Source organism: Clostridium transplantifaecale (genome assembly GCF_900626075.1).
GTDB classification, from domain to species: Bacteria; Bacillota; Clostridia; order Lachnospirales; family Lachnospiraceae; genus Otoolea; species Otoolea transplantifaecalis.
Genome location: NZ_UYZY01000004.1, coordinates 234,545 through 259,563, shown reverse-complemented (window position 1 = coordinate 259,563; position 25,019 = coordinate 234,545). Strand labels below are relative to the sequence as shown.

The 25,019-nt window shown below is 47.8% G+C and carries 26 protein-coding genes; 8 read left to right on the top strand and 18 right to left on the bottom strand.

Annotated features, from left to right (window positions below; all coding sequences use genetic code 11):
* Window positions 1-3 precede the first annotated feature (3 nt).
* The 8 genes from rpsG to EJL91_RS16155 form a co-directional block, all read right to left on the bottom strand.
* A complete protein-coding gene (rpsG, locus tag EJL91_RS16190; RefSeq protein WP_206429510.1) occupies window positions 4-474 on the bottom strand; it encodes a 30S ribosomal protein S7 in 471 nt (156 codons plus the stop codon).
* 180 nt (window positions 475-654) lie between these two features.
* A complete protein-coding gene (rpsL, locus tag EJL91_RS16185; protein WP_125143004.1) occupies window positions 655-1,074 on the bottom strand; it encodes a 30S ribosomal protein S12 in 420 nt (139 codons plus the stop codon).
* A gap of 352 nt (window positions 1,075-1,426) precedes the next feature.
* Window positions 1,427-1,984: a GNAT family N-acetyltransferase gene (locus EJL91_RS16180; RefSeq protein ID WP_243125404.1), complete on the bottom strand. Its 558-nt coding sequence runs from the start codon at window positions 1,982-1,984 to the stop codon at window positions 1,427-1,429.
* Window positions 1,974-2,621, bottom strand: a complete 648-nt coding sequence (locus tag EJL91_RS16175) for a class I SAM-dependent methyltransferase (protein ID WP_125143003.1) — start codon at window positions 2,619-2,621, stop codon at window positions 1,974-1,976. The genes EJL91_RS16180 and EJL91_RS16175 overlap by 11 nt, the downstream gene beginning before the upstream one ends.
* A 47-nt stretch (window positions 2,622-2,668) precedes the next feature.
* Window positions 2,669-3,625, bottom strand: a complete 957-nt coding sequence (locus tag EJL91_RS25280; RefSeq protein ID WP_341467020.1) for a GNAT family N-acetyltransferase — start codon at window positions 3,623-3,625, stop codon at window positions 2,669-2,671.
* Between the two features lie 39 nt (window positions 3,626-3,664).
* Window positions 3,665-4,129: a cupin domain-containing protein gene (locus tag EJL91_RS16165; RefSeq protein ID WP_125143002.1), complete on the bottom strand. Its 465-nt coding sequence runs from the start codon at window positions 4,127-4,129 to the stop codon at window positions 3,665-3,667.
* 28 nt (window positions 4,130-4,157) lie between these two features.
* Window positions 4,158-4,568 (bottom strand): DUF3795 domain-containing protein, encoded by a 411-nt coding sequence (locus EJL91_RS16160; protein ID WP_341467023.1) that lies wholly within the window; start codon window positions 4,566-4,568, stop codon window positions 4,158-4,160.
* Window positions 4,569-4,650: 82 nt separating this feature from the next.
* Complete coding sequence (locus EJL91_RS16155) at window positions 4,651-5,796, bottom strand: hypothetical protein (protein ID WP_125143000.1); 1,146 nt, start codon at window positions 5,794-5,796, stop codon at window positions 4,651-4,653.
* Between the two features lie 538 nt (window positions 5,797-6,334).
* On the opposite strand from EJL91_RS16155, the gene EJL91_RS16150 reads away from it, so the two are divergent.
* From EJL91_RS16150 to EJL91_RS16135, 4 genes are all read left to right on the top strand, one after another.
* Window positions 6,335-7,570 carry a Zn-dependent hydrolase gene (locus EJL91_RS16150; protein WP_125142999.1) on the top strand — a complete coding sequence of 412 codons (1,236 nt, stop codon included), beginning with the start codon at window positions 6,335-6,337 and terminating at the stop codon, window positions 7,568-7,570.
* A gap of 71 nt (window positions 7,571-7,641) precedes the next feature.
* Window positions 7,642-8,595 (top strand): LysR family transcriptional regulator, encoded by a 954-nt coding sequence (locus tag EJL91_RS16145; protein WP_125142998.1) that lies wholly within the window; start codon window positions 7,642-7,644, stop codon window positions 8,593-8,595.
* A gap of 170 nt (window positions 8,596-8,765) precedes the next feature.
* Window positions 8,766-10,019: an SLC13 family permease gene (locus EJL91_RS16140; protein WP_125142997.1), complete on the top strand. Its 1,254-nt coding sequence runs from the start codon at window positions 8,766-8,768 to the stop codon at window positions 10,017-10,019.
* 91 nt (window positions 10,020-10,110) lie between these two features.
* Window positions 10,111-10,953: a DUF6282 family protein gene (locus EJL91_RS16135; protein ID WP_243125402.1), complete on the top strand. Its 843-nt coding sequence runs from the start codon at window positions 10,111-10,113 to the stop codon at window positions 10,951-10,953.
* Between the two features lie 206 nt (window positions 10,954-11,159).
* Here the strand turns inward: EJL91_RS16135 and EJL91_RS16130 are convergent, their stop codons facing one another.
* The 4 genes from EJL91_RS16130 to EJL91_RS16115 all read right to left on the bottom strand — a co-directional run bounded on the left by EJL91_RS16130 (window position 11,160) and on the right by EJL91_RS16115 (window position 14,970).
* Entirely contained in the window at window positions 11,160-12,647 is a 1,488-nt protein-coding gene (locus EJL91_RS16130) for a tripartite tricarboxylate transporter permease (RefSeq protein ID WP_125142996.1), read from the bottom strand.
* Window positions 12,648-12,658: 11 nt separating this feature from the next.
* Window positions 12,659-13,120: a tripartite tricarboxylate transporter TctB family protein gene (locus EJL91_RS16125; protein ID WP_125142995.1), complete on the bottom strand. Its 462-nt coding sequence runs from the start codon at window positions 13,118-13,120 to the stop codon at window positions 12,659-12,661.
* Window positions 13,121-13,137: 17 nt separating this feature from the next.
* The gene (locus EJL91_RS16120) at window positions 13,138-14,160 is read right to left on the bottom strand and encodes a tripartite tricarboxylate transporter substrate binding protein (protein WP_125142994.1); all 1,023 of its coding nucleotides are present in this window, start codon (window positions 14,158-14,160) and stop codon (window positions 13,138-13,140) included.
* Window positions 14,161-14,268: 108 nt separating this feature from the next.
* Window positions 14,269-14,970, bottom strand: a complete 702-nt coding sequence (locus tag EJL91_RS16115) for an RraA family protein (RefSeq protein ID WP_125142993.1) — start codon at window positions 14,968-14,970, stop codon at window positions 14,269-14,271.
* A gap of 399 nt (window positions 14,971-15,369) precedes the next feature.
* Between EJL91_RS16115 and EJL91_RS16110 the strand changes: the two genes are divergently transcribed.
* The 4 genes from EJL91_RS16110 (at window position 15,370) to EJL91_RS16095 (ending at window position 19,925) form a co-directional block, all read left to right on the top strand.
* Window positions 15,370-16,311, top strand: a complete 942-nt coding sequence (locus EJL91_RS16110; protein ID WP_125142992.1) for a 2-hydroxyacid dehydrogenase — start codon at window positions 15,370-15,372, stop codon at window positions 16,309-16,311.
* A gap of 754 nt (window positions 16,312-17,065) precedes the next feature.
* Complete coding sequence (locus EJL91_RS16105; RefSeq protein ID WP_125142991.1) at window positions 17,066-17,497, top strand: MarR family winged helix-turn-helix transcriptional regulator; 432 nt, start codon at window positions 17,066-17,068, stop codon at window positions 17,495-17,497.
* Between the two features lie 72 nt (window positions 17,498-17,569).
* A complete protein-coding gene (locus EJL91_RS16100; protein WP_125142990.1) occupies window positions 17,570-18,928 on the top strand; it encodes an MATE family efflux transporter in 1,359 nt (452 codons plus the stop codon).
* A 1-nt stretch (window position 18,929) separates the two neighbouring features.
* Window positions 18,930-19,925, top strand: a complete 996-nt coding sequence (locus tag EJL91_RS16095; RefSeq protein WP_125142989.1) for an MBL fold metallo-hydrolase — start codon at window positions 18,930-18,932, stop codon at window positions 19,923-19,925.
* 48 nt (window positions 19,926-19,973) lie between these two features.
* Here EJL91_RS16095 and EJL91_RS16090 read toward each other — a convergent pair whose 3' ends face one another.
* The 6 genes from EJL91_RS16090 to EJL91_RS16065 form a co-directional block, all read right to left on the bottom strand.
* The gene (locus tag EJL91_RS16090; RefSeq protein WP_125142988.1) at window positions 19,974-20,432 is read right to left on the bottom strand and encodes a threonine/serine exporter family protein; all 459 of its coding nucleotides are present in this window, start codon (window positions 20,430-20,432) and stop codon (window positions 19,974-19,976) included.
* Window positions 20,429-21,187: a threonine/serine exporter family protein gene (locus EJL91_RS16085; protein ID WP_125142987.1), complete on the bottom strand. Its 759-nt coding sequence runs from the start codon at window positions 21,185-21,187 to the stop codon at window positions 20,429-20,431. The genes EJL91_RS16090 and EJL91_RS16085 overlap by 4 nt, the downstream gene beginning before the upstream one ends.
* A 240-nt stretch (window positions 21,188-21,427) precedes the next feature.
* The gene (locus EJL91_RS16080) at window positions 21,428-22,138 is read right to left on the bottom strand and encodes an RraA family protein (RefSeq protein WP_125142986.1); all 711 of its coding nucleotides are present in this window, start codon (window positions 22,136-22,138) and stop codon (window positions 21,428-21,430) included.
* Between the two features lie 19 nt (window positions 22,139-22,157).
* Complete coding sequence (locus tag EJL91_RS16075; protein WP_125142985.1) at window positions 22,158-23,078, bottom strand: ABC transporter ATP-binding protein; 921 nt, start codon at window positions 23,076-23,078, stop codon at window positions 22,158-22,160.
* A 61-nt stretch (window positions 23,079-23,139) separates the two neighbouring features.
* Window positions 23,140-24,153 carry an ABC transporter ATP-binding protein gene (locus EJL91_RS16070; protein ID WP_125142984.1) on the bottom strand — a complete coding sequence of 338 codons (1,014 nt, stop codon included), beginning with the start codon at window positions 24,151-24,153 and terminating at the stop codon, window positions 23,140-23,142.
* A 5-nt stretch (window positions 24,154-24,158) separates the two neighbouring features.
* Entirely contained in the window at window positions 24,159-25,010 is an 852-nt protein-coding gene (locus EJL91_RS16065; protein ID WP_125142983.1) for an ABC transporter permease, read from the bottom strand.
* Window positions 25,011-25,019 lie beyond the last annotated feature (9 nt).

Here is a 25,019-nt window from a genome sequence, read left to right as displayed (position 1 = left end):
CTATTAGAATCTGTAATGTGCAAATGCCTTATTAGCCTCTGCCATCTTATGCATGTCTTCTTTCTTCTTTACAGATGCGCCTGTGTTGTTGGAAGCATCCAGAATCTCTTTTGCAAGTCTTTCTTCCTGAGTCTTCTCGCCTCTCTTACGGGAGTAGAGAGTGATCCAGCGAAGTGCAAGAGCCTGTCTTCTCTCCGGCTTAACCTCGATCGGAACCTGATATGTGGCGCCGCCGATACGTTTTGCCTTAACTTCCAGTACAGGCATGATGTTGTTCATAGCCTCTTCGAATACTTCTACAGCCTCTTTACCTGTCTCAGCTGCTACACGGTCAAATGCGCCGTATACGATCTTCTGGGCAACACCCTTTTTACCATCTAACATGATGTTGTTGATTAACTTGGTAACAACCTTGTTATTGTAAAGCGGATCTGCTAATACGTCTCTTTTCTGAGTATGTCCTTTACGTGGCACGTTACTTCCCTCCTTAATATCTGCTCCAGCTCCGGAAATGGGCCGAAGCGTTTCATTAGATCTTAGGTACTCGCATACAATGTGCGTTCGCGCTCGAATCTATGATTACCTGCAACCTACAGGGTCAATATCAAAGTCCGGCACTAAATTCTAACGAATTTTACCTAAATTAACGTTTAATTACTTTTTGTCTTTCGGTCTCTTAGCGCCGTATTTGGAACGGGCCTGTTTTCTGTTAGCAACGCCTGCTGTATCAAGAGTACCTCTGATGATATGGTATCTTGTACCTGGTAAGTCTTTAACACGACCGCCACGGATCAGAACAACGCTATGCTCCTGTAAGTTATGTCCCTCACCTGGGATGTAACTTGTTACTTCGATTCCGTTGGAAAGACGTACTCTGGCGATCTTTCTCAGAGCTGAGTTAGGTTTCTTAGGTGTAGCAGTCTTAACGGCTGTACACACACCTCTCTTCTGCGGTGCAGAGATATTGGTAGCTCTCTTCTGTAAAGAGTTGTATCCCTTCTGCAGAGCCGGTGCTGTAGATTTCTTCTCAGATGTCTGTCTTCCTTTTCTTACTAACTGGTTGAATGTTGGCATCCTTTTCACCTCCTGTGATATTGTCTGTGGTTGCTTTAAAAGCTTATATTTTTACATGCAAAAATACATCGCATTTTTACACGCTTACTTATTATAATCAGTTTGTCAATTTGTGTCAAGGCATAAAATGTAAAAATATCCGGCTTTTTCGGCGTATTTATCATGTTTTTTCCGGTATTTAGCCACAGAACATGAAATCTGAATGGATTATTGACAATATGGAGGGAAAATATTCATTTTCATTTTTTTATATTAGATCGAAAAAGACAGTCACAGCCGTGGTTTTGCTTTGATTTTGTTGCACTTTCAAAGTTTAAAACATTGCTGTGAACTGCCTCTTTTGTGGGTGTCTCTACTGTTCTATGTTTTTCCTGTACCAGGGGTGGCGCAGCCCGGTCGGAGGATAAAAACCATCTCCGATATGCTCAAATCCCAGCTTCTTTAAAAGTTTCGCTGATGCCGTATTTTCCGGATGGTGGCCCGCCCTCAGCTCTGTTACCTTTATAACCGTAGGCATATAGGCCGTAACCGCGCGGGAGGCTTCCTCGCCTAATCCTTTGCCCCAGAATTCTTTCCGCAGATGAAATCCCGTTTCGAAAATCTCTGTTTCGTCTTCAAAGGGGCGCAGTCCGCAGCATCCTATCAGTTTTCCGCTGCATAGCTCAAACATAGGGAAATACTGTATCTTATACTTTTCGTAATTGCTGATTTCCGTCTCCAGCCGTTGTTCTATCTCTTCCTCCGTAAATCTTCCGTCTGCACAGAGATAGCGGGTTACATCCGGATCTCCCCAGAGAAGCGCCGCCAGCTCCCTGTCATCAGGTTTCCAATGTGAAAATCCGATTCGTTCCGTCTTCATAAAATAATTGCGCATGATTCTGCCTTTCACTGCCTTCCCGTTACTCTTCACACCGTCTCGCCACTAAAAAGTAGTTCACAGGATGCAGAAATAATTTTTCCCTCTCCACTATCTCAAACCCGTACGCCTCAATCATCTTCTCCAGGCTCTCCGGTGAGTAGAATTCTACAAACGGCATCTTACCGGTGTGGCTGCGGTACCATTTCCGAATTGCCTCCTTTGTAAAACTGTTCTTCAGGCAATCGGCCGCCACCGCCAGATAGCCGCCCGGTTTCACCAGTTCTTTGAGGCGTTTCATCGCTGCATCTTGATCCGGCATATATAAAAGCACGTTAAAAATCATTACCGTGTCAAAGGTCCCCGGTTCCAGTTCGTCCATAAACATGTCGCCCTGAATATATTTAATATTATGAACGTCCGCTTTTTCTGTCTTTTCCACCGCCTGGCGGAGCATCTCCGGCGCCGTATCCACAGCCGTCATTTCCGCCACACTGCCGGCCAGCTCGATCGTCGTCACACCGGTGCCGCAGCCGATATCCAGTGCTTTGTCCGTCTCTTTCAGGTATTTTTTGGTGTTGTCAATGGTCTTTCTGTATGCATCCTCATATGTTTTTAAAATCTGCGTGTCAAATATCTCCGACCTCTTGTTCCAGTACGCTTCATTCTCTGCATATTCTTCCTGTTTCATTTTGCTAATCCCCTTCCCCGATTGTTTTATAAATATTTAAAACCTTTTCACGGTTCCTGAAGCTTCATATATAAAAGCGGATACGGATCCCCCTGCTCGTCGTGTTCCATCCTTCTGTATACTTTGAATCCCTCATGCTCATAAAATCCCCTGGCCTGTGGGTTCTGTTCATTGACGCACACCTCATTCACGGCATATTTCTCAACAGCGTACCGGATCAGGCGGTGTCCCAGTCCCTTTCCCCTCGCCTCGGGCAGTAAGAAGAGCATTTCCAGCTTTCTTTCCGAGATTCCCATAAACCCGGCCGGCGAGCCGTTCTCATCCGTTACGGTCATCAGGTAAGGCACCGTTTTGAGCGCTTCCGGCACGTATCCGGCTATCTTCCCTATCTCCTGTTCCGACAGAAACAGATGGGTCTCGTTCACCGACTTTTTCCATATTTGAAACAGTCTCTCCGTTAACTCACCGTCTCTGTCCCGGTAATCCCAGGTTCTCACCAGCGCTCCCGATTCATGCTTTCCTTTTTCCATTATCTCATAAACCAGCACCACACCGTTCTCAACCAGCCATTTATCGTGCCTCAAAGTTTTATATCCAAGCGCCTCATATAACCGGCAGGCCGGGAGGGAGGCGTCCAGAAATACCCTGTCATGCTTTGAAAAGATCTCTTCCTCCAGCTTTCTTACGATAAAGCTGCCGTATCCTTTTCCCTGAAAATCGGGATGGACATAAACTCTTGTAATGTGGTCTCCCCGGAGGCTTCCCGTTCCTGCCGGACGCTGGCCTTCGTAAAGAATCCAGGTATTTCCGTCATTTATATCTCCGCCGACCGCCTCCTGGGAATGGAGCTCGCAGAAAAATCCCACCACCTCTTTCGGGTAATACTTTGGATAGACTGTTTTAATTGTCTCCTGTACCAGGCCGATTATCTGTGATGCATCTTCTTTCACGGCTTTTCTGTATTCCAGCGTCATCTCTCCCGGTGTCATCTCTTCCGATGCCATCACTTCCAGTCTCCTCTCTCCCGTCTCCTCCCCGCTCAATTACAGATTCGGCTCCGATGTCCAGTCTTCCAGAAACACAGTTCCCCTGAATGTATGGCTCTTTCCGTTTGATTTATACAGATAGACATCGTCATCGGGGTAGTAACACGTATCTTCCTTTTCAACAGTCCCAATGTCAAGTATAAGCAGCGGTTCCGAACCCGAATTATAGTATGTATGGGAAATATCTTTTCCCGACGGTTTTGCAATAAAATCCCCTGCCGTCACTTTCTGTTCGGTATCGTTAAACCGGAGTGTCCCTTCTCCCGACAGAACGTAAAAGAACTCCTCCTGCTGCGTGTGGCTGTGATATTTTGTGCTGTACGCCCCCACAGGCACACTGTCCAGATTCACATATATCTTTTCACTTCCCGCACTTTTACCAAGCTCTTTCGTGACCAGTCCCACGCCGTCGCTCATAGTAAATCCGTCCGGTATCTGATTAATATTTCCTATATAACTCAAATTTTGTCTCCTTTAAATTAAATATTTCTCACTCTAGTTCCTGTTTTCTCCGGCACTCACTGCATTCCCTGTCATGAATGGAGAAAATCCCGCCGCAGGAAGGACAGGTATATTCCTCTCTCTGCCGCTCCATAAATTTTTCCAGACCATCCTGTCTGACAGCGGCGCTGTTACCCATAAGGCTCGCACCGTAACGGGTGTTGTAGCTCTTTTCCAGGGTCTTAATCTGTTTACAGGGATAATCCGAACATTCGAAACAATAGGAATGTCCGCGTTCCCCGATGCAGTCCTTTATTTTACATTTCCGGCAGTGCTCCGGCTTTCCTTGGTCACTGTTCAGACAGCCCGCACAGGGTTTTCTGTGATAACAGTGCTTATAACAGACCATACAGTTCATTCCGCATGGGGCGAACATGAGCGGGTCAATTATCCCGGGCATTTTCAATCAGCGGCCCCCCTTCATTGAACATTCGGTTTACCCGTTTCTTCGTCGAACCGGCTTTTTTCAGCCTCTTTCTCTCCTACTGTATCGGGTTATTCCCGGTGAGATAATACTTTATCTCCTTAGTAAGGCCAAGTGACAGTTCAAACTGATAGACGGCGGCATCTCCCTCGAAATAGAAGTCTCCCTTCCCGTCTTTTGCCTTGACGGTCATATCAATGGCGTGTTCCCCGGTTCCGTCCCCTTTTCCTTCGGCCAGGACGGTAACGGTTCCATCGGAATCTCTATAAACAAGCTTGATTTCACCGCTCTCTCTTACCATACTGCCTTTCACCGAAATCTCCGTCCCCTTGGGCGCTTCCACACGCACCAGGCCGCGTTTATCCTGATTCTGATGGATAATACCCTTCAGGAGGTATGCATCTCCCTTTGATTTGCTTTCAAACTCATTATAATAACTCTGCTTTTTGTTCCCCTGTTCCTGGCCTTCAGCCGCTTTTTCAACCTCAGACGCCGCGCCTGTGCGAATTTCCTCCGCCGGTTTTAACGATGAATCTGCAAAATAATAGAGATAGGCATGGCCCTTATCATCGGAGATCCGAATCGCTTCTTCAGATTCTCCCGCGGCCGCTCCATTTACCTCCACACGCGCAGCCTCCACCGTTGCGGGATCCAGTTCCGTCATTCCAAGTGCATCGGAGATTGCTTCCATATTAGCCTTAAGATCATAGAGATATGGTGTTTCCACCACCTTTACCCTCGACATGCCTTCCCCATGGTAGGCTAATACGCCGTAACCGCATTTCCCATTGTCGGCCGAAAATGTGCAGTAATAAAGCTCCGCATCTTTCTCAACCCCGGTGAGATCCCGGTTCAGAACCTCATAGCGGGTAAAACTGTCATAATTCCAGACCGGATTTGAGATTCCCTCTTCCGTCCAGCCGCCTAACAGGTTCTTAAAAATTGATTTCTGCAGCATCTTATAAGCCCGTGAACTCTGGCCTTCATAATAGGAAGTAACGGCGTGCTGCATATCCATCCCTGCCGTACTCGTATCCGTTATTGCCTTACTGCTTCCGGTATTCTCTTTTCCGGAGCCCGAGGTTTGCGCTGTCGCTATAGCTCCCGATGTGGACTGCGGCGCCGTATCAGAAACACCGCGGCCGGCACACGCCGTACTCATAAGACATCCTGAAAGCGCTGCGGCTAATAATATTTTTTTCATAGGAATCCCTCCTTATCTCTGTTCCCGGCTAAAGTTCCATTGCTGTCCAGGAAATCATCTCCCTTGTCTCTGTCCCATTGTAAAAATCACGGAATAACCCGGCTTTATTCTCCTCCGGAGCGAATCCGCCGTACATCAGGGGGACTCACCTCTCACCATATTGAAAAAATCTATAGCGCAGGCGGGAGATCCCGCCGGATCTACTTCTATTCTACAGAACTTTATTCAAATAAGCTACTATAAAAAGTAAATACTTAATTACGAAATTATGAATCATGATGTACCCTCCCAAAGCGGATATGTGATATAATTTTTACTGGATGGGCTTTTACTGGCATATATCGTTTTCTGTATTCTAAGCAGAAATTTGCTGCAGCAATCCGTACCCCCCATAATCCTGCATATCCCTTTTTCGTGTCCGCCGCAGAGAGCAGAGAGAAACCGGATGCTGAATAGAGTGTGCAGCTTTTAGAAAGCGCTAAATATAAATTTGAAAGGAAAAACCGCTGGAAGACTCTTTCCACCGGCAGCATGCAATATGAAATGTAAAATGGAACGGATACGGCATGATTTGGAGTCCCTTGCCGAATTTAACATGACCCCCGGTGACGGCTGTACCAGGCTCTCCTATACGAAGGAATTTGCCCTGGCACGGGATTATATCAGGAACGAAATGGAGGCGGCCGGTCTTAAGGTACGCGAGGACGCGGCCGGCAATCTCATCGGGCGCTATCCGGGGAAAATGGATAAGCCCGTTATCATGACGGGCAGTCATTTTGATACTGTATTCCACGGAGGCAATTTTGACGGTCAGGCAGGCGTATGCGCCGCGATAGAGGTTGCCAGGGTGCTTGGGGAAAACAACTTTACTCCCTGTCATCCTATTGATTTTATTGCCATGCCGGAGGAAGAAGGCGCAAGGTTCGGCGGGGGCCTGTTTGGAAGCAGAGCCATATGCAGCGGTGTTTCCACCGACGAACTGAAAACTCTTAAAGATGTGGATGGAATTTCATTATACCAGGCACTGGAAAACTACGGCCTGAATCCCGATGAAATAGGAAATGCCAGGATCCGTCCCGACGATATTGCAGCCTTTATCGAACTGCATATTGAACAGGGGCCCGTATTGGAGCAGAACGGCAAAGATATCGGTATTGTAGATGCAATCGTCAGTCTGGAGGGCTTTGATATCCGGATTAAAGGGAGAGCCGACCATGCAGGCAGCACCCCGATGGCGATGCGTGCTGATGCTCTGTTAGCCGCGGCAAAGGCTATTTCCGCCGCCACCGACAGAGCGGTGGCATGCGGTGACGGAACAGTCGTCACTTTTGGCTGTATCAAATCAGTTCCGGAATCCGCCAATGTGGTTCCGTCGGAAGTACGGTTTACCGCAGACTGCAGAAGTCCCTACGCAACATCAATAGGCAGCGTGATGGAAGCTTTTGAGAAAAGTCTGCGGGAAAGCGCCGGAGCCTTCCCTGATTTGTCATTCGACATTAAAAGGAATCTTCAGGCGGAACCGGCGCTTATGGATGAAACCTTGAAAAAGCTGATTGAGGAGGCCGCCGATGAGTTGTGCTTATCCTCCATGCATCTTTTATCGGGAGCCGGACACGACACCATGAATTTCAAAGGGGTATGTCCCCTGGCCATGATATTTGTCCCAAGCAGGGGCGGTAGAAGCCATTGTCCACAGGAATGGACCGATTACCGGCAGGTTAGTGACGGAGCCGATGTGCTGCTCCGGACCGTCGTAAAAGCTGCCTCCCGGTAGGTTTTCATAACAGCCGGCTCCTTCCTCCCGCCGGCTGATGGCACACTTACGGAAAGATAAGAGGAATTTATATGAACTTAATCAGCCTTTATTATTTTGTAGAACTGGCAAAGGAGCTTCATGTTACCAACACTTCGCAGAAGCTCTACATTTCCCAGCAGAATTTAACTCAGCACATTCAGAGGCTGGAAAAATATTACGGAGTCGAGCTGTTCCACCGCAAACCTAAACTTTCCTTAACTTATGCCGGAGAACAGCTCTATGGGGCTGCGGTCAAAATACTGAATGAGGAAACGGAACTGGTAAACCGTCTCAGCCTTCTCTCAGAAAAACGGGGCGGCAGCCTGAAAGTGGGAATCCCCACCTACCGCGGCCAGATCTGTCTTCCCAAGATTCTCCCCCGCTTTTACCAGAAATGGCCCCATGTTCATATTCAACTGGTCCATGAAACTTCCGAAAAAATGGAAGAGATGCTGTTCAACGGAGAATTGGATCTTTTTATCGGCATTATGCATTACGACGCGCCTAAATTAAACGTAAAGTTTCTTTTAAATGATCATCTTCTCCTTGTCTGTTCCGATGAGCTTCTGAAATCTTACTATCCTGACACCTGGGAGGAACTGAAACAGAAGGCCAGAAAAGGCGCTGAGCTGAAATGGTTTTCCAAAATGCCCTTTCTTTTGCCGCAGCCTCCCATGAAGCTGCGCAAAACGATTGACGCCTGCTTTGCGGAGGAGAAGGTCACGCCCAATATTTTCCTTGAATCCTCCACAACGGAGCTGCTTCTCTCTCTTTATCCCTACAATTACGGAGGTATTTTCTGTACCCAGATGCGTCTCCCTCTTCTGCTGGATCAGGTTCCAAAGGCAAATGCATTTCCCATTTTGTCGAAGAACACTCTGTTTGAGCACCGCCTGGTCCTGGCCAGCCACAAGGAGCGGTTTCTTCCTCCTTATGCAAATGATTTTATTGAAATCACACAGGATGTATTTTGGGAAATTTCCGAACTTCGGAAAATAACGTAATGTCTAATGCCTGTTTTAACATAAAACAGGTAAAAATACCCTGTGGGATATTTCCCATGTAAAAAGTCATAACAATTTTTCTTTGTTAAAAACCCGATTTTTCTTTGTTTTGTTTTTTTTAACCCTCATGTTAGACTTAATTTAAAACAAAGCAAACGGAGGTTTTACAAATGAGTCAAATACTAATTGCGCTGCTTATTCTGGCTGCAACCATCGTTCTCTTTATATGGGAACCCATTCCGATAGTTATTACCGCCCTGGGTGCCTCCCTCCTCTATGCCTATACGGGAATTATTGATATCGGTTCCGTTTTTTCCGGCTACAACAGCACAACGATTGTACTGCTGGCCGGGATGATGGTGGTCGGTTCCTCCCTGTTCCACTCCGGACTGACCGACATTATCGGTAAAAAGATGGTTGCCGTGACCGGAAAAAGCGAACGGAATATCATCCTTGCAACCATGGTTGTGTCCTGTCTTTTAAGCGCCATCTGCAGCAATATAGGCGTAATGGTCGCTCTTGCCCCTCTGGTAACAGCCATGTGTATTTCCGCCGGCTTCGGCCCCAGCAAGGCGCTTCTGTCCCTGCTGTTCGGAGCGCAGTTCGGAGGTTTCCTTACACTGGTGGGCGTCGGCTCCAACGCAACAGCTGCCGGTGTCATGGCGGAACTGGGGATTGAACCATTCGGCTTTTTTGCCATCACCCCCTTCGGCATCGGCCTCTCCATTCTGGGCATCCTTTACTTCGTCTTTATCGGCGCCAGGATGATTCCGGACACCGGATACATACCGGAATTCGCCAAAGCCGAGAAGAAGGATTTTGACAGGAAAAAAGCAGCCATCTGCAGCGTTACCATGGCGGCCGTTCTCATTGTGATTGCATCCGGCTCAAAGGTTGTCCCGATGCACATCGCAGCCGTCATCGGAGCGATGATTATTGTGGGAACCGGCTGTATGTCCGTTCAGGACGCCATAAAAGCGATCGACTGGAACTGCCTGATTCTGGTGGGTGCGCTGACCGCCATCTCCACCGGAGTTAAGAACTGCGGCCTGGGTGATGCCGTTGCGAACATGATTCTTGAGATACTGGGCGAAAATCCCTCTCCCTTTATGATCAGCACGGTCATTTTCTTCGCCGCCTCCTTCCTTACCCAGGTAATGTCCAATATCCCGACCATTACCATTTTCCTTCCCATTGGAATTGCCATTGCGGAGAGCCTTGGCGTCAGCCCCTATCCCATTGCCATGATTATCACGCTGGCCGGAGCGGCCTCCTACGCCACTCCATTTGCCGCCCCGCAGAATATGATGACCGTCGGATGGACGAAATACAAGTTCCTTACATTTATGAAAGTAGGAATCCCCACCGTGCTTCTGACCTATCTTTCCGTCGTCGCGCTGATTCCGCTTTTCATGCCTTACTGATTTTGAAACTTACCTGTCACAGCGCTGTAAAGGGGAAGAAAATTTTCCCTTTGCGGCGCTCTTTTCATGGGCCGGGTGCCCGGGAGGAATTATGATGAACAATCTTTTAAATGGAGCCTATGACCTTCACTTTCACACCGCACCGGATGTAAGCGAACGCAAATGCAGCGACTTGACGGCTGCGAAACGCTGGAAAGCGGCAGGGATGAAAGGCGGCCTGATTAAATGCCACTACGCGGACACCACCGGACGCGCCGCTGTTTTGAGGGAGCTGTTTCCGGAATTAACCGTCGTGGGCGGTCTCGTGCTGAACCGGCAGGCAGGAGGGCTGAATCCTGATGCGGCAGAGCGCTGCGGACAAGCCGGAGGACGCTTTTTATGGTTTCCCACGCTGGACGCCCGCTGCTACCAGTCTTTCCGCTGCGGACATGATGCCGGCTGTGACCTTTCCCCTTACCTCTCTGTCCTGGACGGGGGCGGACGGCTGCTGCCGCAGGTATACGAGATTTTTGAATCCGTAAGACAGTATGACATGATTCTCTGTACCGGTCATTTAGGTCCCATGGAAGGAATGATACTGCTGCGCGAGGCAGGCCGCTGCGGAATAAAAAGAATGGTAATTACCCATGCGGACAACCCGGCCAACCGTTATTCCATGGAAGAGCAGAGGGAATGCGTCTCGCTGGGAGCCGTTATTGAACACTCTTATTTCACCACCTACTATAACCGCACCTCCTGGGAAGATTTAACCGCACAAATCCGTGGTGTCGGCGCTTCCCGCATCTACCTGACCACGGATTTCGGACAGACAGAGTCCCCCTTCTCCGACGAAGGTATGGAATTATACGCAAATGGACTTTTAGAGCACGGGATCACACCGGAGGAACTGGATCTCATGATACGCCGCAATCCGGAAGAACTGCTGCAGAGATAGACAGCGGAAATCAGCCGTTTATTCAACAGCATCTTACTATATCAATCTATATAAATAAAGAAAGAACCGGGTATCTGTATGTACAGCCATACCCGGCTCTTTCTAATCCTTTTTTGTTATATCTTTTTTCTATTACTTTTGTTTACATTGCAGCTGTTTCGCTTCTCTGATACCGCTGCCGCGTCTCTTTCACATGATTCCGGCTCTTATGCCGTCTTTGTTTCCTTCACCTTGCTTCGGATGGTCATCACAACCGATACAAGAGCAATCAGCAGGAAGATGAGCGATATGGGCCTTGTCACGAATATGGACCAGCTTCCGCCCGTCTGCATCAGCGCCTGGCGCAGGTTTTCCTCTGTCATGGAACCCAGGATGAATCCGATAATCATCGGCGTGGACGGCACCCGGAGCACCTTGAACAGGAGACCTACCAGACCGAACGCAGCTACGCACCACACATCAAAAACACTGTAATTGGCGCAGTATGCACCGACCACACAGCAGACCATTACCACCGGAAGCAGGTAGTATTTAGGAATGTCAAGAAGTTTGACAAACACCGGAAGACCGGCGCGCTCACATATGAGCATGAATACATTGGCTACCAGCAGCGCAATAAAAATACCATACACATATTCTCCGCTCTTCTGGAAAATCAGGGGGCCCGGAGAAATTCCATGGATAGTCAGACCTCCCAGGAAAATTGCCGTTGCCACATTCCCCGGAATTCCCATCGTAATCAGGGGAATCAGGGAACCTCCGATTACGGCGTTGTTCGATGTCTCCGATGCAATAACGCCGTCTATAATTCCCGTTCCGAATTTCTCCGGATATTTTGAACTGCTCTTTGCCGCGGAATAAGACAGAAGGCTGGATGTGGAACCGCCGATTCCCGGAAGAATGCCGATTCCAAGACCGATGAGGGCAGAACGGATAATATTGACCCACTGTCCCGCATATTCTTTCACGGAAATTCCATAACCTTTTAAGGCGTACTGGTTCTTTGCCGTTTCGTTGATAATGGAACGGCGCTCAAAACCCGTTTTAATAATGTCCGTCACGGCGTAGAGTCCAATGAGGATAACAACCGTCTCAAATCCGCCGTAAAGATTGGTTTGTCCGAATGTGAACCGGATAGCTCCGTCGACAGGCGCGATTCCCACCAGCGACAGGGCGATTCCGAACAAACCGGCCAGAATTCCCAGAATCAGGTTATTGCCGGACAAGCTGGAAATAATAGTCAGGGCAAATACCGCAATGGCAAAATACTCGGCAGATGTAAAGGCCAGTGTAACCTTTGCCAGATATGGTGAAATAAACATCAGTGCGAAAATACTGATAAGCCCCCCTACGAAGGAAGTCAAAATACCGACGCCTAATGCTTTTCCGGCCTCTCCGTTAGCCGCCATCGGCCCACCGTCAAACACGGTTGCAATAGAGGATGCCGTTCCCGGAATCCTTAAAAGAATCGCCGAGATAAGTCCGCCGGAAATGCCGCCCAGGTAGAGCCCCACCAGCAGTGCGATGCCGTTCATCGGCTCCATTCCGAAGGACATCGGCAGAAAAAGTATCAATGCCATAGATGCCGACAAACCGGGAATCGAGCCAAAGATAATACCGATCACGACGCCGATTAGAATAAGCAGCAGGCAGATTGGATTCAATAAAACCATATGTATTGCCTGTGAAACCATAGAATTACCTCCTAAAATCCAAAGATGCCTTTCGGCAGGGGACTATTGATAACATACACAAACATTCCGTAAATAAACAGTGGCGCAACTACGGAAAGAATGACCGTAACAGGCCAGCTCCTCTTCTCCCTGGGAGCAAGCACCAGAATCTGGAAAAACAGATATATCATTGTAGATATAATAAACCCAATCCAGTTAAAGGCTGCGACATAAGCCAGGAGCAGGAGGATGCTGAGCCACCCTCCCGCCATATCGCTGTCGGACGCCGTTGTCCCGGTCTCCTTTTCTCTGAGGGAGAAGACCAGTAAAATAAGCGCCACCACGATAATGGCCGCTCCGATAATCGTCGGAAAGAATCCTGAACCCAGGTCGTTCTTCATCATCGGTTTAATACTCACAGACTGAGTAAGGAGAACAATGCCGAATAAAATAAATCCGATGGAAACTAAAATATTCTTCTTTTTGCCTGTCATAAGAACTCCTCTTTCTGTTATTGTGCAAATAATTCCTTCATTGCCTCTACCTCAGCCCGATCTTCGGCAATTGTATCCTCGCCGTTCCGGTAAAATGCTTCCGCATAGTATTTGGTGAGGATTTCCTGGAATTCAGGCGCCTCTGCAATTTCCTTCATACATTCGGAAAGCTTGCCTACAATCGCCGGATCCGTTCCCTTGGGCGCCCTTACTTCATAAACCTTAGGCTGAACCACATCATATCCCTGTTCCTTTAAGGTCGGGAAGTCCTCAAGTCCTTTCAGCCTCTCCTCCGAGCAGACGCCGAGAACCACAAAATCTCCGTTTTCAATATAATCGGCAATATTCATATAGTTTACAACAAGAATGTCACACTGGTTTGCCATAAAGGCCGTTAAGCGGTCTGCGGTACTGGAACCTACGTCGATCTTATCCATCTCAATTCCCATGGTTCTTTCCATCTGTTCCGCCACTGCATGAGTCGCCCCGTTAAAGGTGATGGAGTATTTCAGTTTTCCCGGATTTGCCTTTGCCCAGGCAATCATATCCTCGAGTGTGGTCCACTGGCTTCCGGCCTTGGCTATCAGGGCATATGTATCATCACGGGCAATGGAGCCAACCACCTCGAAATCATCCAGGAAAGAAAACTGGTTTGATCCGGCTGCTTCCTGCGTCAGCATAACACCGGTGTGATGGAATAGCAGATTATATCCGTCGTTTTTTGCCGACATTACGGATGAAGCAGCCACAACGCCGGCTCCTCCGGTTGTATTTACTACTACCACATTGACTCCCAGCTTCTTCGACATCATATTTGACATCTGACGGCAGTAAGTATCCGTGTCACCGCCGGCGCTGTAGGGAACCGTAATCGTGATGGTCTCTTTCGGCCAGTCAAGGTCCGAACCGTCTGCAGCGGCATTTGCCCCATCTGCCTTTTTCTCTGTATTTACATCAGTCTGTGCCGCGCTGCCGCAGCCTGTCATCGCTATTACGGATGTCATTAAAACCGCCATGACGGCCTTTATTGTTTTTTTCATTTTTCCCTCTCCCTCTGCTTATTATCGGTTTTTTTACTACAGGGCTGCATTGCCGCAGCACCCTGGCTGTTACCGTTTCTTCACGGTATTTCTTATTCTTCCGTTACATTATGGCCTGTATACATCATCGATAATTTCAAATCCTTTTTCTTCCAGGGACTTCTCAACCCAGCCGCGGTTCGCCGTTCCGTTCTTTGCCGCTTCCAGTTTTTTCTCATCGGCGGCCTGAAATTTCTTTGCATCCTCCAGAACCACTGCCGCGTCCTTTCTCGGAATACAAATCACTCCATCCGGATCCGCCAGAATAATGTCTCCCGGATTCACGCTGATGCCGCCACAGGAAATTGGAACGTTGATTTCGCCCGGTCCCTCCTTATATGGGCCTCCCGGTGTCGTTCCGGTGCAGTAAACCGGGAAATCCCAGTTTCCGATTTCATCGATGTCGCGGATAGGGCCGTCCAGAATAATTCCGGCAATTTTTTTCGTATATTTTAAATAAGCCATCATTACCTCTCCCATCAGGGCTCTGGTATTATCCTCTTCATTGGAAACAACCAGCACATCTCCCTCTTCGCAGAAGTTCAGCGCCGCGTGAAGCGCCAGATTATCGCCGGCTCTGCCTTTTATCGTATAAGCCGGTCCCACCATCATCTGGTTTTTGGGACTGCTCACGAGCTTGATTCTGGGATTCATGGCACAGTTGCGGCCCATCACATCCGCTGTATTCGATGCCGGAATATTTTTAAACTCTTCCATAATTTCCGGATCCGGCATTTCTCTCTTTAAATAAATTCTTTTTCCCACAGACATTTACAATTCCTCCTGTATTTTAATCGATTTCCATAGCTATGTTTTTTTCTTAATTTCATTCTAATATAGGCATATTCATAAATCAAACAAAGAAAAACAAGCCAAGTTAACAACAAAAATTTGTTAAAAATTTCCAGTACGCCAAAAATCAATATGATTTCCACATCCATCTTTAATTTTATTTTAGCAATCCGTAAAATCTGCCACCCCAAAAAGACGTTTGTGTGGTATCATAAAAGCATAATTCTTTTACCGGCGGACACGTCCGGCCGCTGCCGCACGGTTCAGCTTTCCGCTCCTCGGTGAAGAGTTATTTTAAATTTACAAAAACGCCGTTATGATACGGATTTTGGCGTTTTTCAAGCCTATAAATAGAGCCACGAAAGGAGATCTGTTATTATGAAACTTGTTATCATCGAACCTCTTGGAGTCCCGCAGGAAAAGCTCCTGTCCATGGCGCACGAAGCGCTTCCTAAGGATTTGGAGATCGTATATTACGATACCCGCGTTACAGGCACGCAGGAATTGATTGAGCGAGGAAAAGACGCCGATATCATCGTTGTGTCCAACCTTCCAATGAACGGCGAAGTGATCGACGGATGCAAAAACTTAAAGCTCCTGTCCGTCGCATTTACGGGAGTTGATCATATTGCCATGGATCACTGCCGCAGCAACGGCGTCATGGTCTGCAACTGTGCCGGATATTCCACTGTAGCCGTAGCCGACCTTGTATTCGGTATGGTCATCGCACTTTACAGAAATATCATCCCATGTAATGACGTGGTCAGAAAAGAGGGGACAAAAGACGGCCTTGTCGGCTTTGAGCTGGAAGGCAAGAAGTTTGGTATCGTAGGAACAGGCGCCATCGGACTGCGCACGGCAAAGATTGCACAGGCTTTCGGCTGCGAAGTATATGCATACAGCAGAACGGTGAAAGAAATTGAAGGAATCAAATATGTTTCTCTGAATGAACTTCTCTCCGCCTGTGACATTGTATCACTGCATACACCGCTTACGCCGGAGACAAAAGGCCTGATTGGCAAAGAAGAACTGGCTATGATGAAGGAAACGGCAATCCTTATTAATACGGCCCGAGGCCCTGTAGTGGACAGCGAGGCCCTGGCCGAAGCGCTGAATGCCGGCCGGATCGCCGGAGCCGGCATCGACGTATTTGAAAATGAGCCTCCGGTGAGAAAAGATCACCCGCTGCTGAATGCGAAAAATGTGATTGCGACGCCTCATATTGCGTTTGCTACGAAAGAAGCGCTGGTGAAGAGGGCTGTGATTGTGTTTGATAATGTGGCGAAATGGGTGGATGGGACGCCTGTGAATGTGATGTGAGTTAGTTGGGGATTGGGACGCTGATGGATGGCGGACGGGGGCGTTAGGGATTGGATTAGCCTTCAGTCCCTATGTAAGGTTGTGGTGAGGGGAAATCCGGGAGAAAAAATTCCTGCGGGGACTCGCTCCCGCTTACGGAGTGCGTAATGGCGCTAGATTCGTGAGGAACCTCATCAAGCGCCAACGGACTCCAAGGTCCCCTTCGGAAAGTTTTCTCCCTCCTTTCCCGCGTAATTTATCGCTGGGACTGAAGGCCAGGCAGGGATCGGCCCGTCCGTCCGACATCGGCTGACTGTCTCTTCCGCCAAATGGGGGGAGAGAGGTATTGTCGCGGCCACTACTTGCTTATAAACTGCCCTTTTGGCGGATTGTTTTTATGGATAAAAAATGGACGGCTCCCATGTTTAAGGGGGTTCGTCTTTTTTTTGTACTTTTTCATAAACCTTATGTTTCTTTTCTCTTTTATATTTAAACGCTTTTCGGTGCAAACAGATGGATCCGGTTTGCTCGTTTACCACGTAGTAAAAATCTTTGAAAGTCATAGTTATTCTTTGATACCCCAAATGCTGCCCGATTGAAAAACGGAGTTGACAAAGAATATATGTTCGTTTAAAATGTTAGGGTGCTTACATCTTTTTGGCATAGCCAGGGGCGGAAGAGCTGATTCGGATTGATTTACGGTGCAGACGGCCGCTCCCGAAACAGGCCCTATCTCTTTAAATGTATAGAATAAGCATCCAGGAAGGAAATAAAGATGACAGTAAACACCCATGTCGGATTTGAAATCCGCGTATTATCCAATCTTATTTACCGCAGAATCAATCAGATGTCGGCCCAGGAAGGGGAGACGCTGACCGCGAATCAGGACTGGGTTCTGCACTTTTTGATTCAGTCGCAAGGGAGAGATATCATGCAGAGGGATATTGAGAAGGAATTCTCAATCCGCCGCTCCACGGCCAGCCGGACTCTGCAGCTAATGGAGCGCAACGGATATATCCGCCGTGAGCCGGTTTCCTATGACGCCAGATTAAAAAAGCTGGTCGTGACGGAGAAGGGAGCCGAAGCACGGGCGAGGATGATCGACCGCCTGAACCGATTTGAGGCAGAGCTTCAATCCGGAATTTCCAGAGAGGAGCTTAATCAGCTTACGAGCATAATAAGAAAGCTGGAAGAAAATATCAAGTAGCCCCTGAACCAGCACATAGTTTAGCACAAAATCAAATAGTTATTGCAGGCAACGAAAAGGAGAATTATTTACATGAACACAAACAGAGAATTATTTGAGGAGGCGCCGGTCCCCAAAGCGGTGGCCCTCATGGCTGTCCCCACCATGATTTCCATGCTGGTGGTAGTTATTTATAACATGGCCGATACATTTTTTATCGGCCAGACCGGAGATCCCCTACAAGTGGCGGCCGTTTCGCTGGCTACACCGGTCTTTATGATTTACATGGCTCTCGGCAACCTGTTCGGCATCGGCGGAAGCTCCGCCATATCGCGGGCGCTGGGGGAAAAGCGGATGGATCGGGCCAGGAACCTGTCGTCCTTTTGCTGCTATGGCTCTCTCGGCTTGGGCGTAATAGTTGCGGTGCTCTTTATAGCCGGAATGAATTTGATTCTGAAGCTGATAGGAGCCAGCGCGAATACAATTGAGTACGCCAGACAGTATCTGACCTACATATCCTTCGGAGGCCCCTTTATCATCTTTGCCACTGCTTTCGGCAACATTCTCCGGGGCGAGGGGGCAGCCCGGGAATCCATGATTGGGAATCTGATTGGAACCGTGGTCAATATCATACTGGATCCGGTTATGATTCTGGGACTGGGCTGGGGGGTAACCGGCGCGGCCATTGCTACCGTCATCGGAAATATAGCGGCCAGCGCTTTTTATCTTGTCTATTTTCTCAGGAAAAAATCTTCCCTCTCCATTAAGCTTAAGGACTTTAAGATGGGGGGACGGATCGCATCCGGCGTGGCTTCGATTGGAATTCCGGCATCCCTGAATAATATTTTGATGAGCTTTGCCAATATTATTTTAAATCTGGCATTGGTGGGATACGGAGACACTCCGGTAGCCGCCATGGGCGTGGCTATGAAGTCGAATATGCTGGTGGTGCTTCTGCAGATTGGCCTCTGCGCCGGAATCCAGCCGCTGATTGGTTATAATTACGGAGCCAGGAATAAAAAGCGGCTGATGCAGGTCTTTCGCTTTACCGGTATCTGTGCCGTGATCATGGGTACAGTGCTGACGGTTATCATGATGATTGCACGCCGGACGCTGATTCAGGTATTTATAAACGATTCCGAGGTTATAGCCTACGGAATCCAGATGGTCATTGCCCTTCAGCTTTCCGGCCCGTTTATCGGCATTCTCTTTCTCTGCATTAACACAATTCAGGGAATGGGAAAGGCACTCCCGTCATTGGTACTTACAGTCTGCCGCCAGGGCCTGATTTTTATCCCTCTCGTATTTATGCTGAACCGGATGTTTGGACTGGACGGCGTAATTTATGCGCAGCCTGCGGCCGATTATTTATCGATTGTATTGGGCGTTATCATTTGCTTCGGACTGTTTAAGGCCATGTCGCACCGTAACGGCGCTGAGGAGGAATTCTGATATGGGAGAGCATGCGGTAGAACAGATAAAAGAGAATATATACAGGCTGGGTGTCACGCTGCCCCAGAATCCTTTAAGGGAGCTGAACAGCTATCTGATCCGGGGCGGGGAGCGGGCTCTTCTGATTGATACGGGATTCCGCCGTCCGGAATGCCGGGAGGCGCTGATGGGAGGTATTGCAGAGGCCGGCAGCAGTACAAGCCGGATCGATGTGCTTCTCACGCATCTCCACTCCGATCACACCGGACTTGCCAGGGAGGCGGCGGCCCCGAACGGCCGGATTTATATCAGCGAGACAGATTTTAAGGTATTACAGGAGGGATTTCTTCCGCAGAGAAGTCTGCTCCGCCACCGCCAGTTTTTGGAGGCCGGTTTTCCTGAGGAGCTGTTAAATGAAACCGAGGCGGTTAATCCGGCGTCCCGCTATAAGCTGGATGCACTGGACGAACGCTTTTGCCCGCTTCGTGAAGGCGATAAGATTCAGGCCGGTCCATACAGTCTGACTATGATTTCCGTGCCCGGGCATACACCCGGCAACGCGATGTTCTGGGAAGAAAAGCAGCGTTTTATGTTTACAGGAGATCATATCCTGTTTGACATTTCTCCAAATATTACATCCTGGCTGGGTGTGGAGGACTCTCTGGGTAATTATCTGGACAGCCTGAAAAAAGCAAAGAAGTATCCGGTGGTTTTTGCACTCCCGGGGCACAGGAAGACGGGAAATTATGAGGAGAGGATTGAGCAGCTTCTGCTTCACCATGAAAAACGTCTGGAGGAGGTCATAAAGCTTCTGAAAGAAAAACCGGATATGACACTTTATGAGCTGACCGGAAAGATGCGATGGAAAATCCGGGCAAACAGCTGGGAGGAATTTCCTGCCGCCCAGAAGTGGTTTGCAGTAGGGGAATGCATGGCTCACGCAGATCATCTGGAGAAGCTTGGAAAGATCAGCCGTTATTTTGAGGACGGCGTCTGGAGGTACCGGGTGGGTGCCTGACAGACAAACAGGGAGCATATCACGATTCTGTGACAGCTCCCTGTTTGTTTATCTCCGTTTTTTACTGTTTACCCTTTTTAACAGCATATCGACCGGTCCGCGAAGTGATGTCACGACCATGATTCCTGCTGCCAGGGCTACCGCCAGGCCGAGGGCGGAGCGGGCTTTTTCGGCAAAGACAGACATATCCATCTTCAGGGCCGCGCTTACAGCATAGTAGAGTGCGCCTCCCGGGATAAAAGGAATGACCGTCGGCATCAGGACCGTGGTCGCAGGTGTTTTTAATATTCTGGCCCATATCTCGGCGTAGATTGTAATCAGGATGGCCGAGGTAAAGAACCCGAGATAGTCATTCTGCACATAGTGAAAAAAGACCAGGTAAAGTCCCCAGAAAGCGGCTCCTCCCAGGGAGGAAATCAGGATTCTCCTGCCTCTGGTGTTGTAAAGAATAGCAAAGCCCAGCGATCCGAAGAAGGATGCGGCGATTGAAAAACATGCATCTCTCATAAGCTGCCTCCCGTCAGGATAATCGCAATGATAAATCCGCCGGCCACACAGATTGCCGTAATGATCGCCTCTGAAAAGTGAAGAAGGCCGCTGATCATGTCACCGCTGATGAAGTCGCGGAATGAGTTTGTCAAAAGAACTCCCGGAATCAGCAGCATGATATTTCCTATCATGATTGCATCCAGGTTCCGCCCAAGGCCCACAAAGCATACAAAGATACAGCCGAGTCCCGATAGGATGGAACAGATAATGTTGGAAAAAATCTGTTTCATCTTCATGGCCTGCAGGCCGAACAGTGTCATTTTTAAGAGCACTCCGACAAAGGCGGCGGCAAGCCCGTCTCTTAAGGTTCCCCCGAAAAAAACGGTAAAAGCGGCGGCCACCATCGCGCAGACCGCGACCTGTACCGCAGGGGAATATTCCCTGCTCTGCACAATTGCCTCAAACTCCTCTTCCACCATGTCCCAGGCCGGCCGGCTGGCACAGATTTTCCGGGACAGGTTGTTCAGCCTGTCCAGTTTATACATATTGGTCCCATAATTCAGGATCCTTCTCGTCTGGGTAATCCATTCGCCGTCCGCCGTTTCGAGAGAAACTATGATACAGGAGGCAATGGAAAAAATATGGCTCTGGCGCACCCCGTATGCCCTGCAGATGCGGCTGATGGTATCCTCCACACGGCTGATTTCCGCACCGTTCACCAGAAGCTGTTCCCCTATATTGATCGCACAGGTCAGTATCTGTTCATTCGTCATGTTATGATTCCTTAATCTTCTGAAAACGTTTCAGTGCATCACGGTATGCGACGATGATCGCCTTTGTCGATGAACCAGTTATAAAGTTCTAACAATTCCTATGCATTATTATACGGCAAAGAACAATTTTCTGTCAAGAAATAGGACTATCGTTCAATTATTCAAAACGGTTGAAATCGAACAAAAACCTGCTTTCCTAAATCGGAAAGCAGGCGATTATCATCTTGCTTATATATAAATTTAGTTTTTAAACTCAGCAGCTCTAAAATCATAAAATGTCCCTATTTTGTCCGTCACTGCAATATATGTCTTTTGATGAATTTCCTCATCCAATTTTCCGGTCCTATAGGAAGTCAGTTTTTTCTGTTCATTCAAGAATTTTTCCTTTACAATATCTGCAAGTTTAAAAGCTTCTGATGAAGGAATTACACAGATTCCATCTTTGTCTCCTGCTATGATATCTCCTGGCATGACCACCTGTCCTCCACAAGCAATGGGAACATTGATTTCACCCGGCCCATTTTTATAAGGGCCCTGAGGCGTAATTGCCTTAGCATAAACGGATATATCTAAAGTTTGGAATGCATCCGAATCACGAACTGCTCCATCTATCACAAAACCCTCAATTCCCTTTTTCCACGCATAGGTAAGCATAATTTCCCCCATAAGAGCTCTTGTTATGCATCCCTGTCCGTCCACAACTATAACATCTCCCGGTTGAGCAATATCCATGGCTCTGTGAAGAAAAACATTATCCCCTTCGGGAGCTTTAACAGTTACAGCCGTCCCAAGTAAAGGACGATCCGAAAGCGCACGGATATCACTGTGCATACAGTAAAGCCGGTTCATCATATCTCCTATATTACTGGACGGCATCCCGCGGAAGGCTTCCACTAATTCCCTGGGTGGACGGTTAATTCCTGTTATAATTCGGTTCCCAATGTCTATCATATTATTCTCCTTTATTTTTTCATATGGTGCATCTGTGGCAAGCTGCCATATGACCGCTCCCCACATCTTTAAGCTCCGGTGTTACCGTACTGCAGAGCTCTCCCATCTCTTTTGCATACTGACATCTTTTATAAAAGCGGCAGCCTGCATCCGGATTGATGGGTGAGGGAATATCCCCCTTTAATATAATGCGTTGGTGGTTACGTTCCGGATCTGGTACCGGAATTGCCGATAACAGGGCCTGCGTATAGGGATGGAGTGGATTACTGTACAATTCCTCTTTCGAAGCCGTCTCCACGAGCTTTCCCAAATACATAATTCCCATCCTGTTGGAAATATGTTTTACCACCGACATATCATGTGCAATAAAAAGATAGGAAAGGCCCAGCTTCTCTTGTAAATCTGACAGCAGATTCAGCACCTGAGCCTGAACAGACACATCCAAGGCAGAGACAGGTTCATCGCAGACTATCAGCTTAGGGTTCAGGGCCAACGCTCTTGCAATACCAATTCTCTGCCTTTGGCCTCCAGAAAATTCATGGGGATAGCGTCTGGCATATTGAGAATTTAATTCCACAAGCTGCAAAAGTTCCTGTACGCGTTCTTCCAATTCTTTCCCCTCACATATTCTGTATATCCGCAACGGTTCCGCAATAATATCGTGTACCGTCATTCTGGGATTTAATGATGAGTAAGGATCCTGAAATATCATCTGCATACTCTTTCGTGTCTTTTGCATCTCCTCTTTATTGAGACGGGACAATTCTTTTCCCTCAAATATCACGTTCCCTTCCGTTGGCTCATAAAGGCGCAGTATCGTCTTTCCGATCGTTGTCTTGCCGCAACCAGACTCCCCTACAAGGCCAAAGACTTCTTGTTTATGTATCGAAAATGTTACATCATCTACTGCATGTAGATATCCTGAGTCTCTTTTCATCATTTTCCCACGTTTTATGGGAAAATATTTTTTCAAATGATTTACCTCAAGCAACGTTGTCTCATCACTGCCTTTTATCCCTGCTATTTTCCCCACCTCCCCTCATATATTTTTCCTGCGCTGCAACGCAAGTCGTAAAATGTCCATGTTCCAGCTCTTTCATTGTGAGCGTCTGTCTGCATCGTTCTTGCCTTGCATCGCAGCGCTCATAGAACCTGCATCCTTCGGGAAAATTAGTTGCAGGGGGAACGGAACCAGGAATAGCCTGCAATCGTTTCACATCTTTATCAATATATGGTATTGAGCGCAGCAATGCTTTTGTATATTCATGAAAAGGAATCTTAAACAGCTCTTTCACCGGGGCAACTTCCACGATCTGACCGCAATACATGACCATTACACGGTCACACATCTCTGCAATAACGCCCAAATCATGTGTAATCAGTAGCAGAGCCATTCCAGATTCTTTTTTTAATTTTTGAATCAATTCCAGAATTTGTGCCTGTATTGTGACATCCAGCGCCGTTGTAGGTTCATCCGCAATGAGTAGTTCTGGTTCACATACCAGAGCCATCGCAATCATAACTCTCTGACGCATGCCTCCTGAAAGCTGATGCGGATACGCTTTTAAACGAGCTTTGGCATTTGAAATTCCTACATGTACTAGCATCTTTTCAGCCAGCTCATTGGCAGCAGCCTTATCCAATTTCTTATGGCGCATAATTGATTCTCGCAGCTGAAAACCAATTGTATAAACAGGATCCAGTGAAGTCATGGGATCCTGGAAAATCATAGTAATCTTGTCTCCCCGAATGTCCTGCATTTTTTTCTCAGAAAGTTTCAGCAGATCCTTCCCCTGATAAATGACACGGCCAGAAATAATGCCTCCACCTGTAAGCCGCATAATTGAAAGAGAAGTTACGCTTTTTCCTGAACCTGATTCTCCCACAATTCCCAGACTCTCTCCCCGATTAACAGAGAAGCTCACACCGTCTACAGCCCTGACGGTTCCGTCATCCGTTTTAAAAAATGTGCTGAGTCCGCTTACCTCCAATAATTTTTCTTTTTTACCCTCCATATTTGCTACTCCATCTTCCACATTTGTCTTAAACCGTCACCAAGAATATTAATTCCTAATACAAGGACTGCAATGGTAAGAGCTGGAAAAGTTGAAATCCACCATCCGTTCGAAAAGTAAGCCTGGCCGTCTGCAATCATCCGTCCCCAGGAAGGATAAGGTCTGGCTACACCGATCCCCAGATAGCTCAATCCTGCCTCTTCCAGGATAACGGTTCCAATCATCAAGGTAGCGAGTACAATGACACTATTCACTATATTGGGCATAATATATTTGAATATGATTCTTCTGTCATCTGCCCCATTTGAATACGCAGCCAGCACATAATCCATATTTTTTTCTAATTTCGTCTTTGCCCTTGTCGTTCGAAAAATAATTACCCACTCAGAAACCGCCAAAAGCAATGCGAGTGTCACAATACTTGAACCAATAATTGACAGCATCACAATGATGATCAGAGTCATGGGCATTGAATTGCGTATATCTGCAATCATGTTAAAAACATCGTCCACAATTCCTCCGTAGTAGCCGCTGAGAAGTCCGAATACAATTCCTATGAATACGGTCCCAATTAGAGCCATTCCACCAATTGACAGCGAAATTTGACCACCTGCCATAATACGGCTTAAAACATCTCTTCCCAGATTATCCGCTCCCAACAGGTAATCCGACTCATATCCAAGGATTGCCGGCTTTGCCAGCCTGTCTGTCAAAGTACTCAGGTTAGGATCATGCGGAGTGTAGAAAAGAGAAATTAAAACCAGCAGAAGCACAGAACTGCTCATTAAACCGCCCAGCAGAATCTTCGCCGAACCTTTTCGTCTAATCCAAGCGACCTTATTCGTTTTTTCCTCCATAAATACCTC

Bases quoted from the DNA above. Each gene is read 5' to 3' on its own strand.
- EJL91_RS16160 (WP_341467023.1), bottom strand. From the start codon at position 4,568: ATGCCCGGGATAATTGACCCGCTCATGTTCGCCCCATGCGGAATGAAC.
- EJL91_RS25280 (WP_341467020.1), bottom strand. From the start codon at position 3,625: ATGGCATCGGAAGAGATGACACCGGGAGAGATGACGCTGGAATACAGA.
- EJL91_RS16065 (WP_125142983.1), bottom strand. From the start codon at position 25,010: ATGGAGGAAAAAACGAATAAGGTCGCTTGGATTAGACGAAAAGGTTCG.
- EJL91_RS16125 (WP_125142995.1), bottom strand. From the start codon at position 13,120: ATGACAGGCAAAAAGAAGAATATTTTAGTTTCCATCGGATTTATTTTA.
- EJL91_RS16085 (WP_125142987.1), bottom strand. From the start codon at position 21,187: ATGACGAATGAACAGATACTGACCTGTGCGATCAATATAGGGGAACAG.
- EJL91_RS16075 (WP_125142985.1), bottom strand. From the start codon at position 23,078: ATGATGAAAAGAGACTCAGGATATCTACATGCAGTAGATGATGTAACA.
- EJL91_RS16105 (WP_125142991.1), top strand. From the start codon at position 17,066: ATGACAGTAAACACCCATGTCGGATTTGAAATCCGCGTATTATCCAAT.
- EJL91_RS16070 (WP_125142984.1), bottom strand. From the start codon at position 24,153: ATGGAGGGTAAAAAAGAAAAATTATTGGAGGTAAGCGGACTCAGCACA.
- EJL91_RS16115 (WP_125142993.1), bottom strand. From the start codon at position 14,970: ATGTCTGTGGGAAAAAGAATTTATTTAAAGAGAGAAATGCCGGATCCG.
- EJL91_RS16155 (WP_125143000.1), bottom strand. From the start codon at position 5,796: ATGAAAAAAATATTATTAGCCGCAGCGCTTTCAGGATGTCTTATGAGT.
- EJL91_RS16100 (WP_125142990.1), top strand. From the start codon at position 17,570: ATGAACACAAACAGAGAATTATTTGAGGAGGCGCCGGTCCCCAAAGCG.
- EJL91_RS16135 (WP_243125402.1), top strand. From the start codon at position 10,111: ATGATGAACAATCTTTTAAATGGAGCCTATGACCTTCACTTTCACACC.
- EJL91_RS16130 (WP_125142996.1), bottom strand. From the start codon at position 12,647: ATGGTTTCACAGGCAATACATATGGTTTTATTGAATCCAATCTGCCTG.
- EJL91_RS16140 (WP_125142997.1), top strand. From the start codon at position 8,766: ATGAGTCAAATACTAATTGCGCTGCTTATTCTGGCTGCAACCATCGTT.
- EJL91_RS16175 (WP_125143003.1), bottom strand. From the start codon at position 2,621: ATGAAACAGGAAGAATATGCAGAGAATGAAGCGTACTGGAACAAGAGG.
- EJL91_RS16090 (WP_125142988.1), bottom strand. From the start codon at position 20,432: ATGAGAGATGCATGTTTTTCAATCGCCGCATCCTTCTTCGGATCGCTG.
- EJL91_RS16080 (WP_125142986.1), bottom strand. From the start codon at position 22,138: ATGATAGACATTGGGAACCGAATTATAACAGGAATTAACCGTCCACCC.
- EJL91_RS16095 (WP_125142989.1), top strand. From the start codon at position 18,930: ATGGGAGAGCATGCGGTAGAACAGATAAAAGAGAATATATACAGGCTG.
- rpsL (WP_125143004.1), bottom strand. From the start codon at position 1,074: ATGCCAACATTCAACCAGTTAGTAAGAAAAGGAAGACAGACATCTGAG.
- EJL91_RS16150 (WP_125142999.1), top strand. From the start codon at position 6,335: ATGAAATGTAAAATGGAACGGATACGGCATGATTTGGAGTCCCTTGCC.
- EJL91_RS16110 (WP_125142992.1), top strand. From the start codon at position 15,370: ATGAAACTTGTTATCATCGAACCTCTTGGAGTCCCGCAGGAAAAGCTC.
- EJL91_RS16145 (WP_125142998.1), top strand. From the start codon at position 7,642: ATGAACTTAATCAGCCTTTATTATTTTGTAGAACTGGCAAAGGAGCTT.
- EJL91_RS16120 (WP_125142994.1), bottom strand. From the start codon at position 14,160: ATGAAAAAAACAATAAAGGCCGTCATGGCGGTTTTAATGACATCCGTA.